The sequence below is a fragment of the Rudanella paleaurantiibacter genome, from assembly GCF_009184635.1.
Taxonomy (GTDB): domain Bacteria; phylum Bacteroidota; class Bacteroidia; order Cytophagales; family Spirosomataceae; genus Rudanella; species Rudanella paleaurantiibacter.
In genome coordinates this window covers 652,382-670,667 of record NZ_WELI01000003.1, presented here as the reverse complement: position 1 = coordinate 670,667, position 18,286 = coordinate 652,382, and the positions used below count along the sequence as shown (strand labels likewise).

The window sequence follows — 18,286 nt, the reverse complement described above, 5'->3', positions numbered from 1 at the left end:
AAAATCTGCTACCTACGGTCTCAAATCGCTAACTCAAACAGCTTCTAAGCCGGTAGCCAAATGGTAAACACCGAGCCCTTACCCAGTTCACTCGTCGCCCGAATGGCGCCGTTATGGTTTTCGACCACCCGGCGGCAAATCGCCAGGCCGACGCCTGTACCCACAAATTTGGCTTTGCTGTGGAGTCGCTGAAAAACCTGAAAAATGCGTTCAGCGTACTGTTTCTCGAAGCCAATACCATTATCCTGCACCGAAATCTGCCAATACCGCCCGTTGGGGTTCAGGTCAGAGGGAAGTTCGTTGGGGTTGGCAGGCTGGCAACTAACCAAAACGAGGGGTGATAGGTCGCTTTGTTGAAACTTCAGAGCATTGCTTATCAGGTTGTTAAACAATTGCTGCATCTGCAATGCTGACCCCTGAACAGTAGGTAGCTGCTCTATCTGAATGCTGGCTCCCGAGTCGCGGATGAGTAAGTCCAGATCGTTCAGCACATCGGTTATGACCAGATTTAGGTTAATCGGTTCAAATTGGTCTTTCTGGGTCGAGATGCGCGAGTAATCGAGCAGGTCCCGAATCAGCATCGACATCCGCCGGGCCGATTGCTGCATTCGTTGCACCAGATCTACGGCGTTGGTATCCAGCGAGTTGTGATGTCGTTCGGTGAGTAAATCGCCGAAGGCCATGATTTTGCGGAGGGGTTCCTGCAAATCGTGAGAGGCCACGTAGGCAAACTGTTGCAGGCTTTCGTTGGAACGTTTCAGCTCCTGAATCACAACCTCAAGTTGCTGGCGCGACCGTCGAACTTCGCTGATGTCGATAAACGAGATTACTACGCCGTCGCCCAGCTTACCGGTGGCCATTAGGAACGTTTGCGGGCCGTACGTAAACTCAACGGTTTCGGGTTGCCCGGTTTCTACAACCCGGCAGTACCGCGCAAAATCGGCCTCGTAGGTAGGATTGGGTACCTGGCTAAAGGGCTTGGCTAAAATGGTCTCGGTCAGTGGGCCCCAGATTTCACGCGCCAGTCGATTCCCCCGTACGGTCCGAAAGTCCACAATTTTGCCAGCCGAGTCCCGAATGGCTTCGTGTAGCGAGAGGGCCGTTTGCGAGTTATCGAGGATGGCTTCGAGCTGATTGGCCAGAATTTCCTGGTCGACCTCAGCCTGCTTGATGGCCGATACGTCGAGAAATGTGAACAGAACCCCGTCGCCATGCTTGATAAACGACCCTTCAAACCAACCGCGCGTTCCGAAATGGTTATATTCGAACGAATACCGTTGGCTTTCACCGGTTTGGGCGACGGTGTAAAATGTCTCGAAAAGGGGTATGGTCTGCCAGTTTGGAAATAGTGAGCTAATCAGTCGCCCGGCCATATCGGCAACAGTAAGGCCCATCAGCCCGGCATTAAACGAGTTGGTGAGCAAATACCGGAAGTCTACAATGTCGCCTGTCTCATCCCGAATGGCTTCGGCCAGAATAATACCCACCGGCGAGTGGTCTATTACGCGCTGAAGCAGTTCTGCCTGATGTTTGCGTTGTTGCTCGGCCTCCCAGCTTTCCGGCTTATCCTGAATGGTAAGTACAATCCCATCCCCCCACTTCACAACCGATACATCAAAATACCCTGATAGTCCATCGTACTGGTACGGAATATCGAGCCGGGCGGGGGTACCGGTGTCGGCAACCTGCGCATAATGGGCAAATACGCCTGTTTCGACCGTGTGCGGAAAATACTCGAGCATGGTGTGGCCAATCACCTGATGGTCGTCGCGTTGGGTTGTCCGGCGGTTGGTTTCATTTTGCAGCACGTACCGGAAATCCACAATTTCGTTGGCCTCGTTTCGAATGGCTTCAAATGCGGCAATCTGGCTCTGCGAGCTGTCGAGTACCGATCGGAGGAGTTCGTTTTGTTTTGCGAGTGGCAGATGATCGGCGTCAGTTGTATCGGGTTCGATAGCCGCCATTTGCCCATGGACGCCGACCAGAATATCGGGGCTGTCGGGTAATTTCAGGAACGACAGCCGCCCCGATTCGCCGGACAGGGAGAGCCAGTGGGTCTGAGAATCAGTTTGATGTAAGGTATTCAGTATCTGACGATACGAATTAGGGGCGAGGCTGGGTACTAACGACGAAAGCGTTGGTGTCTGAGCAGAGGCATCCGGGAGTTTCCAGCAGTGCTGCGCTGCGGGGTTTGCTTCAACCAGAAGTAAGTCGACAAGGGTGCCCTCAGGGCTGGCTAAACCCTGGAACACCCCCAAAGGGCCGGGTGTAGACTCCAGTAAAGCTTTGGTAAGTAAATTCATTCAATTCGTTACGGTAAACCAGAGGAAGTGTCTGCTCAGACATTGTAACGAAGATAGGGCTTCTGGCGATCTTCGGCAATGACGTTCCCTGGTCTTAAGGTGATTTTAGTACAGAACCGGTACGATGTCTCATAAAAAAACACCTCTCGGTTGGGAGAGGTGTTTTGCCGGAGAGTAAGTACATTTAGTCGGGTAGTACCCGAATCATAATGTCTTTGAACAACACTTTGCTTTTGGGGTCATGACCCTGTAAAGCCACCGTACCACTGCTCAGTTTGCGCGCAATGTTGGGTTTATTGCTGATGCTGTCGGGCTCAGTGTACTGGTTGATGATCTTGTCGTTGATCCGTACCGTAACCATTTTTCCCTGCACGGTAATCTGCTCGGTGTACCACTCGTCGTCTTTCACGAATACCTCTTTCACGTCCTGAAGGGCGTACACACTACCCGTTTTACGCCAGTCGGTATGGGTTTGGTTTACCTGAATTTCGTAGCCTTTGGCAGGCCAACCTTTCTCCTGGTAGCCGGTATGAATAAACATGCCTGAGTTAGAGCCGGGCATGGTTTTTACGGTTGCTTTCCACTCAAAGTTTTTAAACGTATGGTTGTTAACCGGCCCATCGTAGAACAGGTGTGCCCGAGGCCCGAATACCACAATGGCACCATCTTGAACCGAGAACGTAGCGGGGTTTTCGGCTACTTTCCAACCGTCGAGGTTTTTGCCGTTAAACAAACTCACCCAACCGTCGCCTTTCTGGCTGCGGGCGCCTGAGGTCGACGACACGTTGGATTTGGGGGTGGCACAGGCCAGCATCACGGCCGGCGTCAGAAGGATAAGGATACGTTTCATGCGTAGAAAGAACCAGACAAGCGTTTGCGGGTATAAGACAAACGGGTGGCTTATCTAATGCCAGGCAGTTTTAAGCGTACTGGCGGCCGCCCGGTGCTGTGGGCTATACTGGTCGGGGTGGCGCGTGTGGGGCGAGTCGGTCAGGAACCATTTCCAGACGAACCCACCCGCAAACCAGGGCTGATGCCATACTGACTCAAACAGGGCGGAGTAGGCTTGCGCTTGCGCCTGTTCGTTGGGTGTACAGTCCGTGTCCGACTCCCAGGGCCTCCGGGCGGTGTAGTCGCAGGCTCTATAGCCAAACTCCGTAAACAGAATTGGCTTCTGCTTCTCGCCACTTAACTCGCTCAATGCCTGTATGTGGTCTTTCCAGCCCCGGTTCATAGCCCGCACACTTGGGGTCGGGCTGTCTGAAAGCGGAAAATAGGCATCGACGCCGATGTAGTCGAGTTCGTGCCAGAACGGAATCTGGGCGTACCGATCCCAATTGGCCGCGTAGGTCAGTTTGCCTTTGTAAATGGCTTTGACCTGACTAATCAGACGGCTCCAAAACTGAGGCCGGGCTACCGCGAACCGATCCAGCTCGGTCGTGATGCAAAATAGATCGACCCGGAGCGAATCGGCTAGGTGCGCGTGGTGCAGAATGTACTTCGTGTAATCCGTTTCAAACGTTTGCCAATCGGCCTCGTTGGTAAAGGCCAGGTCGAGGTGTGAGCCGCCCATCATCCAGACGTGTGGTTTTAACATCACCTTCAGGTTTTGCTCCCGTGCCATTCGGATGGTTTCGGCCACTCCCTGCGGAGTTTCGCCCCACCACTGTCCCATATTCCGCTTGCCCGGTGGTGGGTTGCCACTGTAGTAAAAGTGCGGGTCGCCCTGCCGGCAGAATCCGTACGGAATCACGGCAACCCAGTCGGCCCCCACCTGCCGTGGGCCATTCAGGGCATCGGGCGCGGGTTGGCGGGGTGGGGCCACCAGATTCACGCCTTTCATTTTTGGCTCCTGCGTGCGGTACGAGGCCACCGACTGGCAACTCAGAATTCCCAAAAGCAGCAGTACCAATGAAAGTTGCATGAAACGGGTTCAGAAAAAAGGTGAAAAATGCGGTTATAACTGCCGCTGTTTGCCCGATCCGTCGGTAATCACAACGGACTTGACGTTGGGAGGCAATACCAGCTGGCGAGCCGACTGCGATAAAAACGACTGACTATATCCAAACTCGACCCGTTGCCGCTTGCCATTAGGCAGCGTAACCAGCCCACTGGCGTCGTTGGGTTGTAGCCGGATGCTTCGGCTGGGCGTTGTTTGTCGGAAGATACACAATTTGCCCCGGTTTTGGGTGGCTACCAGTAGCGGGCGGCCCTTTGCATCAGTGAGCTGAGCCAGCCCTTTGGCGTTGCCCGGCACGTAAAAACCACTGGCTGCTGCGGTCGTTGGGGTAAATCCACCTTTACCGTTGCCGCGGAGCCAGAGCCCGTTGAGGGCATCGTACCGGCCTATCGACACCTCTCCGCTATAATCATTGCCAACCAGCACCACATCGAGATTGCCGTCATTGTCAACATCCTGAGCAACCATGCCGAAAATAGGCCCTAACTGCGCCATTGCGGGCAGCGGATGCATGGCAAACTGGGCTTTGCCGTCGGGGCCAACCCCTTTGTTTTCGAGGTACATAGAGCGAAACTCATTGGCTTCGAGAACCATCGCTTTACTGTGCTCCTCTTCGGTCAGAAGTTTGTCGATACTGGCGGTGGTAAAATCTTTGTATAGCGGAAACCTCTTCCGCATCACAATCATCTGCTTAATAAGGTCGTCGCGGCCGTGAAATGTGTACTCTTTGCGCGGAGCCCCTTCGTTGGCCGTTTCGGGGATGAAAATAGTGGGAATAGCGTCGTAGAAACCATTATTGTCGAAATCGCCCGCGTACAGGCGCACCGGTTCGAGCTTACTCGCCCGCATTCGGGCATTGAGGCCGAGGTTTCCGGCAATGTAATCGATGTCCCCGTCGGCGTCGAAGTCGCCGGGTGTGAGCGAGTTCCACCAGCCTTTCACGTCGGGTGAGATGGGTACAGCCGCAAAGGGTTGTTTCTGGCCATTTTTCAGGAGGGTTAGCGCCATAAACTCGCCCGCCAGCATAAGATCAGGCCAACCATCGTTGTCAGGGTCGGTCCAGAGGGCATCGCACACCAGCCCCACGTTTTGCAGGGCCGGGGCCACCTTTGCCGTAACATCGGTAAACCGGGGAGCTCCTGTACCGCCTTTGGGTGTATCGTTACGAAGAAGCAGGCTCGTAACTGGCTTGGGGTATTGATCTGGCTCCACACGGCCACCCACAAACAGATCAAGGTCGCCATCGCGGTCAAAATCAGCGGCTTTTACGCACGACTTACTGGTGGTATTGGCAGGTAGGCTACCGGTTGCCAGGGTAAACCGGCCTTTGCCGTCGTTCACGTAAAGTCGATCCTGATAGGTCGGGGCACCAGCATTATCTTCACAGCTACCGCTGGCAATGTACAGATCGAGGTCACCATCAGTATCGGCGTCGAACAAGAGAACGCCCATGTCTTCTTCCGGCTTGAGTGGGTTGGGTGTTGGTCCCGGCTGGAGAGGTTGCGATGTAAACCGCCCATTGGTTTGCTGGAGGAAAAACGTACCACTATGTTGGCGCGAGCCCCCCACAAAGAAATCGTCCAGACCATCGCCGTTGACATCGCCAGCCGCTACCGCTGGGCCAAACTGCGACAGTTTGTGGGGCAGGAGTTTCTGGTTGTTGAAATCGATGTATTCCGGCTCCTGATGCACAAACTGAACCCCAACGGAGTCGGTAATGTCGCGCAGTGGGCTCGGGGCTGCCCCGCGTGTTTCAGGCTGGTACAGCTCGTTGGCGTTTCGGGCATCGGCGGTAAGAACCTGATTTGTTTTTACGTTCGTCAGCACCTGCTGGCGGGCAGGCTGCCCGTTGATCCCCGGCCAGATAATACGTACCCGGTCGACGGTTTTGATGGTGCCCAGACCGAAGTGTGCAAACGGTTCCACTGATGACAGATACCCCCGATACGGGCTATGTTCGTAAACCTGCCGCCGAGCTACACCTTTGGCATCTTTGTAATCGATTTCAACCAAGGCTCCCAGCCCCATTCGGTTGAACTCGGTTCCTACAAATCCAACGCGGAGGTAGCTTGTCTGACCGGCTTTCTGCTCCATCAGGTTGTTGCGGTACACAAAGGCCGAGTCGTTGATGTTGTTGGTGACGTAATCCAGATCCCCATCATTGTCGAGGTCTCCGTAGGCCGCCCCGTTTGAAAACGACGGTTTGAACAGACCCCAGTCCTGCGTCACGTCGTCGAACAGTAGCTGCTCGTCGTCCGAGTCGCCAGCGCGGTTCCGAAACGCGTAGTTGCTGATTTTAACCACTGGAATTTGGCTCAGCAGATAACTTTTGGTGGCTACCGCCCCGCTCTCCTGCCGAAAGCTGACAAAATCGCGGTCGGTAATGTCCTTCGGAAACCCGTTCGTAATCATCAAGTCCCGGTATCCATCATGGTCAAAGTCGGCCAGTAGGGGAGACCAACTCCAGTCCGTTTCGGCTACGTCGGCCAGCAGGCTGATTTCCGAAAAAACAGGGTCTTTACTACCGGGGCGCGGACCACCGTTCAGCTGAAGTGTATTGCGCACATACTGGTAATTGTACTTAAATTCCTCATTGTTAAGGTAGTTTTGGTAGCTGTTGGGCCCCATCAGCATTTTTTTGCGGTAATTATCGCGGGGTTGCATATCCACGGCTACCACTTCGGCTAACCCATCATTATTAATATCGGCCACATCGTTGCCCATAGCCGAGTTACTGGTGTGCTTGAAGTAATCAGCCGCCCGGTCGGTAAACCCACCTTTCTGGTTGTTGATATAAAGCAGATCGTCGGTGATGTAGTCGTTGGTGACGTAAATATCTTTCCAGCCGTCGCGGTTGATGTCAACAATTGAAACGCCCAACCCGTACCCTTCGGTCAGGATACCAGCCTCACGCGATACATTGACAAAAAGTGGGGTTCCGGCCGGGGCACTTGCTTTACCGGTTTTTCGCTCGACGGTCATGTTCCGATACAGTCGGTCGGTAGTGGCCGACGAACCGTCCTTTACTTTGGTCCGGTACGCGTTGGGGTATTGCTCAATCGTGTTGGTAAGTACGTACAGGTCAAGGTCTCCGTCGTTATCGTAGTCAAAAAAGGCAGAATGGGTGGTGTGCCCATCGTCGGCAATGCCGTATTCGCGGGCCCGCTCTTTGAATACTGGTACCGAAAGGCCATCGGCACCGGTTTGGTTGCCTTCATTGATGAACAGTAAATTTTCACGCCGGGCCGCATTTTTGCTTACGGTTGCACCGACATATATGTCCATTCGGCCGTCATTGTTGATGTCGACAAGGGCTACACCGGAGCACCATTTACCGTTTCCATCAACGGCGGCCTGCTTGGTCACATCGGCAAACTGAAGCGAAGCCCCTCCTTTTTTTCCCTTGTTGATGTAGAGCCGGTTGGTAGCCTGATTGCCGGTGAAAAAAATATCCTGCAAACTGTCGCCATTGAAGTCGGCAATACTTACCCCTGCACCATTGTATATATACTCAAAATCGACAATATTAAAGGTGTCGTTATCGGTAATGCGGTTACTAAACGTGATACCGGTTTCAGATGTCGGTACAAGTGTAAATAAGGGCGTCTCCTGTTTACAAGAGGAGATTATAATGAGAGTAACTAAAATGGAAATATGGGCGCGTAATTCACGAAGCATGAGTAATGAAGAACAAAATCTGAGAGCAAACTACAAAAAAAAATAGCAATCATCCTAACACAAAAAAGGCCAAAAACGAGCCTGTAGGCATTTCAAGGCCAATAAGTTGGCTGTCAGTCACATTTTTTATGAACAGTTTTAGATGGGATTAAAAAAAGAAAATATTAAAAAAAAGTTCGAGTATGGGCTTCAGATGTTTTACTTTTGCGTGGTGAGTATAAATGCCGTTTTACCAATTAATTCCAACCTTAAAAAACATCAAGGTACATGAGAACAACTCTCTACAGGCTATCTCAGGCTGCGCTGTTATGCACACTGATGCTGTTCAGTAGCATTGTGGTGATGGCCCAGGACCGCCGGATTACTGGGAAAATCACCGGTGCTGATGGCCCCGTTCCTGGGGTGAACATTGTGATTAAGGGAACAACGACTGGTACGACCACCGATGCAAACGGTGCGTACGCGTTGAACCTGCGGGGCGCAAACCCGGTACTTGTTATTTCTGCAATCGGTTACAAAGGCCAGGAAGTAGCAGTAGGTAACCGCTCTGAAGTGAACATTACCCTCGAAGACGATGCAACCGCTCTGTCGGAAGTTGTTGTAACGGGTTATACCACTGACGATCGGCGTACCGTAACCGGTGCCGTTTCGACGGTAAAAGCGCGGGCACTGCAGGCGCAGCCTTCGGGTAACGTAGAGCAGCAGCTCCAGGGCCGCGTTTCGGGTGTGACGGTTATTACCAACGGTCAGCCGGGTACCAACAGCCAGGTACGGGTGCGGGGTTTCGGTGCCTTCGGTGGTAACGAGCCTCTGTACGTAGTAGACGGGGTGCCTGTTGGTTCGGTGAACTTCGTAGCGCCTGACGACGTGGAGACAACCACCGTACTGAAAGACGCTGCGGCTGCGTCGATCTACGGTGCGCGTGCTGCCAACGGCGTTATCGTTATTACGACCCGGAAGGGCTCGAAGACACCCAAGAAATTGCAGGTAACGTACGACGGTCAGATTGGTGCAACCGATCCGGGCAAAGGCCAGGAGATGTTGAAGCCAACTGAGTTTGCCGATTGGACCTGGCGTCAGTTCCGCAACACGGCGTTCCAGAACGGAACAGCTCCTGCTTACAGCCACCCACAATTTGGTACGGGTGCTACACCGGTTATCCCTGACTTCATTAACGTAGGGGGTCGTGCAGGTGTAGTAGGTAGCGTTGATCTGGCGGCTGAGCGGTTGAAGTATAACATCAACCCAGCGGCTGGTGCTATCTATCAGGTAGTTCGGGCCAACAAAGAAGGTACCGACTGGTACGATGCCGTTACGCGGGTAGCCGCTGTACAGCGTCATGGTCTGGGCTTTACCGGCAGTGGCGAAGGAAGCCGTTTCTACATTGGTCTGAGCGCTCAGAATCAGCAGGGTATCCTTCTGAACAACGACTTCAAGCGCTACTCATTCCGGGCTAACTCAGAATTTGATCTGGGTAAGAAAGTTCGGATTGGTGAGAACGTTCAGTTTACGTACCTGTCTGTATTAGGTCAGGGCGGTGCTGGTAACGGTCAGGGTGTAGCTGCCGACGAAAACGACATTCTGCAGGCTTTCCGTATGCCTTCAATCATTCCGGTGTACGACGAGTTCGGTGGATATGCGGGTACGGCTGCCAAAGGCTTCAACAACCCACGTAACCCGGTAGCCGGCCGTCAGGGTCTGGCCAACAACCGTGGTTTCAACACGCTGGGCTTTGGTAACATTTACCTCGAAGTTGATCCGATCGAAAACCTGACCCTGCGTAGCACGGTGGGTGGTCAGTACGGTAGCTTCTACAACTATGGCTACACGCGTTTGCAGTACGAAAACTCGGAGAACAACTCAGCATTTGGCTACAACGAAGGTGGTGGCTATTCATTTGCCTGGGTGTTGACCAACACGGCGGCTTACAAGCGTAAGTTCGGTGTACACGGCGTTGACGTAATTGTGGGTCAGGAAGCCCTGAACACGGGTGTTGGTCGCAACATCAATGGTAACGGACAGAACCCATTCTCTACTGACCCGAACTACATCACGCTGAGCACGGTGGCTTCAACAGGCCGTCAGGTAAACAGCGGTCAGTTCAAAGGGGTTAACTTCTACTCACTGTTCGGTCGTTTGAACTACATCTACAACGATAAGTATATCGTAACGGGTGTGATTCGTCGCGACGGTTCAAGCCGTTTCGGTGCCAACAACCGCTATGGTGTGTTCCCGGCTGCTTCGGTAGCATGGCGGATGTCGTCAGAAGAGTTCATGAAAGACCTCCCGTGGGTGACTGAGTTCAAAGTACGGGGTGGTTATGGTTTGATGGGTAACTCAAACAACGTTGACCCAGCTAACCAGTACAGCTTGTATGCCGCTAACCTCGGCAACTCAGCCTACGATATCAACGGTTCGAACTCAAGCACGGTTGACGGTTATTACCGCTCACGGATCGGTAACCCCGATGCTAAGTGGGAGACCTCGATCACGAGCAACATCGGTTTCGATGGTTCGTTCTTCAACAACCGCCTGGAAGTTATCCTCGACATCTGGCGGAAAGACACCAAGGACCTTCTGTTCCAGGTGCCTATTCCTGACGTAATCGGTACATACGCTTCGGCTCCATCGGTAAACATTGGTAAAATGCGTAACCAGGGTATTGACCTTCAGGTAATTACCCGTGGTAAAATCGGTGCCGAAGTAGGGTACGAAGCGAACATTACTGCCAGCACCCTGAGCAACAAAATTGAGTACCTTGCTCCGGGTCTGACTTACCTGACTACTGTAAACCCAGGTTTCCGGGGTATCAACCCGATTCGGAACCAGTTGGGCTACTCACTGTCAGCGTTCTATGGCTATCAGGTGATGGGCTTATTCCAGAGCAAAGCTGAAGTAGACGCTGCTCCGAAGCAGGAAGGTGCCGCTCCAGGCCGTTTCCGGTATGCTGATATTGATGGCAATGGTGTTATCGATGCGAACGACCGTACCTACCTCGGTAGCCCCGTTCCGAAATTCACGGGTGGTCTGAACCTACGCTTTACGTATCGTGGTTTCGACGTTGAAATGTATGGTTACACCTCAATCGGTAACAAGATCTTCAACGTATCGAAGTGGTTCACCGACTTCTACCCATCGTTTGCCGGTGCAGCTATCAGCGCCCGCGTACGTGACTCATGGTCACCTGAGAACACCGGTGGTACTGTGCCCATTTTCGAATCTGCTTCGAACTTCAGCACCAACACCCAGTCGAACTCGTACTACGTAGAAGACGGTTCGTACTTCCGGATGCAGAACCTGTCGTTTGGCTACAACCTGCCAAGCAGCATTCTGAACAAAATCAAATTGCAGCGTCTGCGCGTATTCGTATCAACGAACAACCTGTTCACGATCACGAAGTACCAGGGTCTTGACCCAAGCGTAGGTGGTAACGCTGATACTAACTTTGGTATTGATGTAGGAAACTACCCAATTACTCGTAGCGTACTGGGCGGTGTTTCTCTGTCATTCTAAAAACAAAAGGGGTATGTAAGTACCCCGCATTTCAACTTAATCACACAATGAGACACAATAAAAAACTCTTTATTCTGGGTGCCGCAACGACCCTGAGTTTGGCAACTGTTTCGTGTAAAGATACGTTTCTGGAGGTGCCCGTTACGGGTCAGCTGGCGCAAGCGCAGTTGAGCTCAAAAGCCGGTATCGAAGGCTCACTGATCGGTGCATATTCGATTCTGAACGGTCGTGGTGACCGTCTGGCATCTTTCTCGAACTGGGTGTGGGGTGGTATCCGCGGTGGCGATGCCAACAAAGGAACTGACCCCGGTGACTTCTCGTCGATCAACCCCATTCAGCGCTTTGAGACCATCTCAACCGGTGAAGTAGCGGGTACGTGGCAGCGGAAGTACGAAGGTATCGCCCGGTGTAACACCACACTGAACCTGCTCAAGAACGCGCCTGCTGATATGTCGGCCGACGAAAAGAAGCGGATAACTGCTGAAACGCGCTTCCTCCGTGCTCTGTATTACTTCGACCTGAAGCGTCTGTACGGTAACACACCGTACATTGACGAGACGGTTGATTACGGTACCGGTATCGAGAAAGTGAAAAACGATCAGGAGTTGTGGCCAAAAATCGAAGCCGACGCTAAGTTCGCTTACGAGAACCTGCCCGAAACCCAGTCGGCGGCTGGCCGGATCAACAAGTGGGGCGCGGCTGCTCAGCTGGCTAAAGTGTACTTGTATCAGAAGAAGTATGCTGATGCAAAAGCTCTGTTCGATCTGATCATTGCTAACGGTAAAACGTCGAACGGTAAGAAGTACGGCCTGGTGCCGAAGTATGCTGACCTGTTCAAGGCGTCGAACGACAACAACGAAGAGTCAGTATTCGCTATTCAGGCAGCTGCCAACACGGGTAACGTAAACAACGCCAACCCTGAGTTTGACCTGAACTATCCGTACAACACGGGTCCGAACGGTCCGGGTAACTGCTGCGGCTTTAACCAGCCCAGCTTCGAGTACGTGAACTCGTTCCGTACCGATGCCAACGGTCTGCCTCTGCTCGACGGTTCGTACAACTCAGCAGCCAATGCCGTGAAAAACGATATGGGTGTGCTGTCGAAGGACGCCTTTACGCCGGATGCAGGTAACCTTGACCCACGTCTCGACCACACGGTAGGTCGCCGGGGTATTCCTTACCTCGACTGGATGGACCACCCAGGTGCCGACTGGATTCGTAATCAGCCGAACGGTGGCCCATACTCACCGAAGAAGTTTACGTACTACAAGTCGGACCGTGGCTCACTGCAGGATAACAGCTCATGGACGCCAGGCTATACGGCTCTGAACGTACCGATTATCCGGTATGCTGACGTTCTGTTGATGGCAGCTGAGTGCGAAATCGAAGTAGGTTCGCTCACTAAAGCTCGTGAGTACGTGAATATGGTACGTAACCGCGCGGCTAACCCAGCTGGTTTCGTTACCCGGACGGGCGGTACGCCGGCTGCTAAGTATGTTATCAATGAGTACCCTGCATCGGTATTTGCTAGCAAAGCTTCGGCTACAGCAGCTCTGCGTTTTGAGCGCCGTCTGGAACTGGGCGACGAAGGACACCGTTTCTTCGACCTGGTTCGCTGGGGTATTGCTGCACAAACGCTGAACGCGTACCTGCAGTACGAAGGCGCTGCGTCGCGTCTGCCAACTACGCTGGGTGGTGCTACGTTCACCGCTGGTCAGGATGAGTTACTGCCCATTCCGCAGGCTCAGATCGATATTCAGGGTAAAGACGTGCTGAAGCAGAACCCAGGATACTAAGATTGATCCGATTACTGTCAAACGGAAGAAAGATCGCCCCTGGCGATCTTTCTTTTTTGTAAACAGATACACCTACCGTTTGCGCGAAAAATTTGCTTTCATTTAATCTTATTTTTACATTTGGCCCATTATGAAACGCCAATTGTTCCGTATTGTCAATGTGCTGATGGCCGTAGTCGTACTACTGAGTAGTACAGGTTTTGGGCTCGTTGAGCACTCGTGCCAGATGCGGGGCAAGAAAATTTCATTGGTAGGCGCTGAAAAAACAGGTTGTGTGGGTTGCCCCACAGCCAAAGCTCAGCCTGCTTCGGCACAGCCCGTTGTTAAAAAAGCGGATTGCTGCCAGGAAGAACAACGCTACGAGAAAGTTGACATTGGCTCGTCGTTGAGTCAGTTAGTAGCCAAGTTCTTCAAAATAATGGCAGAAGCGGTTGTTACGAGTGTAACAACGCTGGTTACGGCTCTCCTCAACTGGATGTTTTCTCAGGATGAGTCAGTTGTCATTCATGCCCCCAATGCCCCTCCTGCCGCCCATGGCCGCCAATTGCTGGCACTGGTGCAAAGCTTCCTGATATAGATCGTTGATGAATGTGCAAATGCCGGTATCCGTCTGGATACGGGCTGTTTTTGTTTTACCCATTCTCAACCATCATGCGTTATCTTCTCATTATAGGCTTATTTATAGGCCTGTCGGCCACGTCGTGGGCCCAGACCATTCAGGGCACCGTATTCGAAACGGTTGCCAACAAACCCGTACCACTGGTAGGCGCCAATGTGTATTGGAGTAGTACAACCACGGGTACGGCTACCGACTCGGTCGGCCGGTTTCAGCTTACCCAGCCCGAGGGGCAATCTCGACTCGTAATCAGTTACGTAGGCTACAAGCCAGATACAGTTACCATCAGCGATCCGTCTGCCGAGATCCGCGTAACACTGCGCGCCGAAACCACTCTTAAAGAAGTGGTTGTTTCGGCCGGAGGAACTACCCAAATAGATCGGCTCAATCCGATTCAGACGGAGGTGCTCACCCAGCGCACGCTGGCCAAAGCAGCCTGTTGCAACCTCTCCGAAAGTTTTGAAACGAATGCGTCGGTGAGTGTGTCGTACAGCGACGCCGTGACCGGTGCCCGTCAGATTCAGTTTCTGGGGCTGGGGGGGCAGTATGTACAAACTAACGTTGAAAATATCCCGAATATCCGGGGCCTGGCCAGTACGTTCGGCATGAGCTACATTCCCGGCACTTGGATTACCAGTATCGACGTGGGCAAGGGAGTAGGTTCGGTGGTGAACGGGTACGAAGGAATGACCGGTGCTCTCAATATCGAACTGCAAAAGCCCGATTTCAAAGCCGAAACCGAGCGTACCCAATGGTTACTGAACGGCTACGCCAACACGTTTGGTCGGGTTGAGGGCAACGTAAACGTATCGCGCGCGCTGTCGAAAAAATGGAGCGTAGGGGGCCTGGGGCACGTGAGCGCGCTACGGACTCGGATTGACCAGAACGGCGACAACTTCCTCGATCTGCCCATGTACCGGCAGTACAACGCTATTAATCGCTGGAAGTACAATAGTGAGCGGTTTATGGCGCAGTTTGGTTTTAAAGCCCTGTACGAAGACCGCGAAGGGGGACAGGTAGCGGCCGTAAATGGACCGAAGTACGAATTTACCAATGGGACAAAACGGCTTGAGTTTTTCTCAAAAATGGCCCGTCTGTACCCTGACAAGCCCTACCGGGGGCTGGGTCTGATTCTGAACGCGTTGAACCATGAGCAGGATGCTCGCTTTGGGTTTGCACCGTACTCGGGCAATCAGCAGATGGTGTACGCAAATCTCATTTACCAGTCCATTATCGACAATACGAACCACACGTTTAAAACGGGGGTGAGTTATATGCTCGACCGGTACAATGAAAGCTACAAGCAAAAGTTGCTACCCACCAACCGGACCGAATCAGTGCCAGGTGCCTTTTTTGAGTACACCTACACCTACCCGGAGCGATTTGCGCTCGTAGTGGGTAACCGGATCGACGTTCACAATCTGTACGGTGCGCAATGGTCGCCACGGGTACATGCCAAATATCATATTCACAATGTCATAACAGCCCGTGCTTCGGCCGGGCGTGGCTTTCGGGTACCCAACCTGATGGCGGAGAACTTTGGGTATTTCGTTAGCTCACGGGAGGTATTTTTCCGTAGCCCACTCCGACCCGAGGTATCCTGGAACTACGGTCTGGGCCTGACTAATGAGTTTTTGATGTTCGGCAACAAAGCCAGTTTTATTCTCGATTATTTCCGCACCAACTTCACCCAGCAGATGGTGGTCGACCTGGAGCATCCGCGTCAGATCAATTTCTACCAGCTTCAGGGTAAATCGTTCGCCAACAGTTTTCAGGCTGAGTTAAACCTGCAGCCGATTCGGCGGATGGAAGTGAAAGCCGCCTACCGTTTGTTCGATGTGCGGCAGTCGCTGGGGGCTGCCTTTGGGGAGTCGGTTTTGCTGGAGCGTATGATGGTGAGCCGCGACCGGGTGTTGTTCAACGTTGGCTACGCTCTGCCGTACGACAAGTGGAAGTTCGATGCCACGCTCCAATGGAACGGACCTAAGCGGATTCCGTACATGGCTGATGGCTACCTACACCCCGGCTATGCCAATATGCGCACCGACCGGGCGCCCGGCTTTGCCAATCTGAACGCTCAGGTCTCGCGGACGTTCCGCAATGGACTCGAACTCTACATTGGGGGCGAAAACCTGACCGGGTTTCGGCAGCTCGACCCCATTATGCACGCTGATATGCCGTTTGGCCCCAACTTCGATGCGGCAAGCCGGGTTTGGGGGCCTATCACCGGGGCCATGGTTTATGTAGGATTTAGACTCAAAACGCTATGACGCTCACAATTCGGAACATGGTGTGCGGACGCTGCAAGCGGGTGGTCCGCGAGGAACTGGAAAAACTGGGCATCAACGTTCGGTCGGTTGAGCTGGGCGAGGTTGAGATTGAAGGGTTACCGCCCACGGTTTCGCTCGATGCCGTACGTGAGGTACTACGGGCCAACGAGTTTGACCTGGTCGATAACCGTCGGCAGAGCCTGCTAGAGCAGATGAAAGCCCTGCTTGTGAATGAAATTCAACACGGAAAAGGAGAACGGCGCAACAGCGAGAACTTTTCGGCTTTTCTGGAGCGGAAAATGGGGTATGATTACTCGTTTTTGAGCCATCTGTTTTCGGCCAATGAGGGTATAACTATCGAAAAGTACATCATAGCCCTGAAAACCGAGAAAGTAAAAGAGTATCTGCGGTACGACGAACTGAGCCTGTCGGAGATTGCCTTTCGGCTTGGTTACAGCAGTTCGCAGCATTTGTCGAACCAGTTTCGGCAGGTAACGGGCCAAACTCCGGGCGGGTACCGGAAGGCGGCACAGGCCAATCGGAAAGAATTGGACAAGCTCACGGGATGATTGGCGCTCATACGGGTTAAAAACCTGTACGTCAGATCGACAATCCTATACAACGTGGTCGGGCTGAGGGGTCTACCTTTGCCTCATCACAACCAACGTTATGAAAAACTTCTTTTTGCTTCTGTCACTGAGCCTCGTGGCCCCGGCCCTACAGGCTCAGCACGAACACCACGGGCATACCATGCCCGCTAAACGCGATTCGGTGGGGAAGCCCACCAACGGAGAACAGCAGCCCATGCACCAGAACCACGGTAATATGAATGGGGCAGACCACCAGGGAATGACGCGTACCGGTGCCGACATGAATCATGGGGGCATGAGTATGTCGCACTTGTATTCGCGGAGTCTGCCCATGAACCGAAATGGTTCGGGTACCTCGTGGCACCCCGATCAGACACCCATGTATGCCTACATGAGTCACCGACCTTCGGGCTGGATGTATATGTTGCACTACAGCGTGTTTTTGCGGCACACTAACCAGAATATCAATAACCCCAACGGGAAGGGTCGCGCGCAGCAGTTCGACGCACCCAACTGGTTTATGGGTATGGCGCAGCGAAACGTAGGGAAACGAGGGCTCCTGTCGATAAAAGCGATGCTTTCGCTCGATCCGTTCACGGTGGGCAAAGGAGGGTACCCGTTGTTGTTTCAGTCGGGCGAAACCTACCAAAATCGACCCCTTGTCGACCGGCAGCATCAGCACGATTTGTTTTCGGAGCTATCGGTCGGGTATAGCCATTCGTTTAGCCCCAAGGCCGACGCTTTTGTGTACGTCGGGTTACCCGGCGAACCGGCTCTGGGGCCACCCGCCTTTATGCACCGGATTTCGTCGTTCAATAATCCCGACTCGCCCCTGGGGCATCACTGGATGGACGCTACCCACATCACGTTTGGCGTAGCAACGGCGGGGTTCCGGTACGGCATTGCCAAAATCGAGGCCTCGTCGTTTACGGGGCGTGAGCCCGACGAAGCCCGGCTCGGAATAGACCGGCCCCGGTTCGATAGTTACTCGTACCGCCTGTCGGTGAATCCCACGCCCTCACTGGCGTTGCAGGTATCGCAGGGGTGGTTGAAAAATCCGGAAATAGCGCATCCGGGCGATGTACGGCGTACCACGGCATCGTTGTTGCACAGCGTAACGCTGAATGGCTCACCCGATTTCTACGTTACATCGGCACTCGTTTGGGGGCAAAACGTACACGACAACGAAGCGGAGAATGCCTACCTGGCCGAAACGAGTTTTCAGGCTGGTCGGGTGGCTTTATACGGCCGGTACGAGAACATCACCAAATCGCCGGAGGAGCTGGGCATTGCGGACGATAATGACAACTCGGTGCCCCGGCACGTGAACGTCGATAACCTGACGCTCGGGCTTAATTACCGGGTGGTGCGGTATCTCAACACCGATCTGGTAGCCGGGGCGCAGCTGACCGCCGGTATGCCCGACCGGTATTTACAAACCCTGTACGGTCGTATGCCTTTGTCGGGGCAGGTATACCTCCGCATTACACCCGCCCCGATGCGCATGCGTTAAACGAACCAAACAAAGTTGCTTAAACGTTTGATAGATAGAACGGTCAA

At 53.2% G+C, this 18,286-nt stretch carries 10 protein-coding genes; 6 read left to right on the top strand and 4 right to left on the bottom strand.

Going from position 1 to position 18,286, the window contains the following annotated elements; translation table 11 throughout:
• Window positions 1–44 precede the first annotated feature (44 nt).
• The 4 genes from F5984_RS11280 to F5984_RS11265 form a co-directional block, all read right to left on the bottom strand.
• Window positions 45–2,303: a PAS domain-containing sensor histidine kinase gene (locus F5984_RS11280; RefSeq protein WP_152124340.1), complete on the bottom strand. Its 2,259-nt coding sequence runs from the start codon at window positions 2,301–2,303 to the stop codon at window positions 45–47.
• Window positions 2,304–2,487: 184 nt separating this feature from the next.
• The gene (locus F5984_RS11275; protein ID WP_152124339.1) at window positions 2,488–3,153 is read right to left on the bottom strand and encodes a 3-keto-disaccharide hydrolase; all 666 of its coding nucleotides are present in this window, start codon (window positions 3,151–3,153) and stop codon (window positions 2,488–2,490) included.
• Window positions 3,154–3,207: 54 nt separating this feature from the next.
• Window positions 3,208–4,227, bottom strand: a complete 1,020-nt coding sequence (locus F5984_RS11270; RefSeq protein WP_152124338.1) for a glycoside hydrolase family 113 — start codon at window positions 4,225–4,227, stop codon at window positions 3,208–3,210.
• Window positions 4,228–4,260: 33 nt separating this feature from the next.
• The gene (locus F5984_RS11265) at window positions 4,261–7,941 is read right to left on the bottom strand and encodes a VCBS repeat-containing protein (protein ID WP_152124337.1); all 3,681 of its coding nucleotides are present in this window, start codon (window positions 7,939–7,941) and stop codon (window positions 4,261–4,263) included.
• 267 nt (window positions 7,942–8,208) lie between these two features.
• Here F5984_RS11265 and F5984_RS11260 point away from each other — a divergent pair, with 267 nt between their 5' ends.
• From F5984_RS11260 to F5984_RS11235, 6 genes are all read left to right on the top strand, one after another.
• Window positions 8,209–11,454: a SusC/RagA family TonB-linked outer membrane protein gene (locus F5984_RS11260; protein ID WP_185155484.1), complete on the top strand. Its 3,246-nt coding sequence runs from the start codon at window positions 8,209–8,211 to the stop codon at window positions 11,452–11,454.
• A gap of 47 nt (window positions 11,455–11,501) precedes the next feature.
• Entirely contained in the window at window positions 11,502–13,250 is a 1,749-nt protein-coding gene (locus F5984_RS11255) for a RagB/SusD family nutrient uptake outer membrane protein (protein ID WP_152124336.1), read from the top strand.
• Window positions 13,251–13,380: 130 nt separating this feature from the next.
• Window positions 13,381–13,827 carry an HYC_CC_PP family protein gene (locus tag F5984_RS11250; protein WP_152124335.1) on the top strand — a complete coding sequence of 149 codons (447 nt, stop codon included), beginning with the start codon at window positions 13,381–13,383 and terminating at the stop codon, window positions 13,825–13,827.
• Window positions 13,828–13,901: 74 nt separating this feature from the next.
• Window positions 13,902–16,136: a TonB-dependent receptor gene (locus F5984_RS11245; RefSeq protein ID WP_152124334.1), complete on the top strand. Its 2,235-nt coding sequence runs from the start codon at window positions 13,902–13,904 to the stop codon at window positions 16,134–16,136.
• Window positions 16,133–16,705 carry an AraC family transcriptional regulator gene (locus tag F5984_RS11240; RefSeq protein ID WP_152124333.1) on the top strand — a complete coding sequence of 191 codons (573 nt, stop codon included), beginning with the start codon at window positions 16,133–16,135 and terminating at the stop codon, window positions 16,703–16,705. The genes F5984_RS11245 and F5984_RS11240 overlap by 4 nt, the downstream gene beginning before the upstream one ends.
• 100 nt (window positions 16,706–16,805) lie before the next feature.
• Window positions 16,806–18,239, top strand: coding sequence for a hypothetical protein (locus F5984_RS11235; protein WP_152124332.1), 1,434 nt, complete (start codon window positions 16,806–16,808; stop codon window positions 18,237–18,239).
• Window positions 18,240–18,286 lie beyond the last annotated feature (47 nt).

What these genes read in the sequence shown, in the direction of transcription:
- F5984_RS11270 (WP_152124338.1), bottom strand. Translation starts at nt 4,227, where the DNA reads ATGCAACTTTCATTGGTACTGCTGCTTTTGGGAATTCTGAGTTGCCAG.
- F5984_RS11255 (WP_152124336.1), top strand. Translation starts at nt 11,502, where the DNA reads ATGAGACACAATAAAAAACTCTTTATTCTGGGTGCCGCAACGACCCTG.
- F5984_RS11240 (WP_152124333.1), top strand. Translation starts at nt 16,133, where the DNA reads ATGACGCTCACAATTCGGAACATGGTGTGCGGACGCTGCAAGCGGGTG.
- F5984_RS11280 (WP_152124340.1), bottom strand. Translation starts at nt 2,303, where the DNA reads ATGAATTTACTTACCAAAGCTTTACTGGAGTCTACACCCGGCCCTTTG.
- F5984_RS11250 (WP_152124335.1), top strand. Translation starts at nt 13,381, where the DNA reads ATGAAACGCCAATTGTTCCGTATTGTCAATGTGCTGATGGCCGTAGTC.
- F5984_RS11235 (WP_152124332.1), top strand. Translation starts at nt 16,806, where the DNA reads ATGAAAAACTTCTTTTTGCTTCTGTCACTGAGCCTCGTGGCCCCGGCC.
- F5984_RS11245 (WP_152124334.1), top strand. Translation starts at nt 13,902, where the DNA reads ATGCGTTATCTTCTCATTATAGGCTTATTTATAGGCCTGTCGGCCACG.
- F5984_RS11265 (WP_152124337.1), bottom strand. Translation starts at nt 7,941, where the DNA reads ATGCTTCGTGAATTACGCGCCCATATTTCCATTTTAGTTACTCTCATT.
- F5984_RS11275 (WP_152124339.1), bottom strand. Translation starts at nt 3,153, where the DNA reads ATGAAACGTATCCTTATCCTTCTGACGCCGGCCGTGATGCTGGCCTGT.
- F5984_RS11260 (WP_185155484.1), top strand. Translation starts at nt 8,209, where the DNA reads ATGAGAACAACTCTCTACAGGCTATCTCAGGCTGCGCTGTTATGCACA.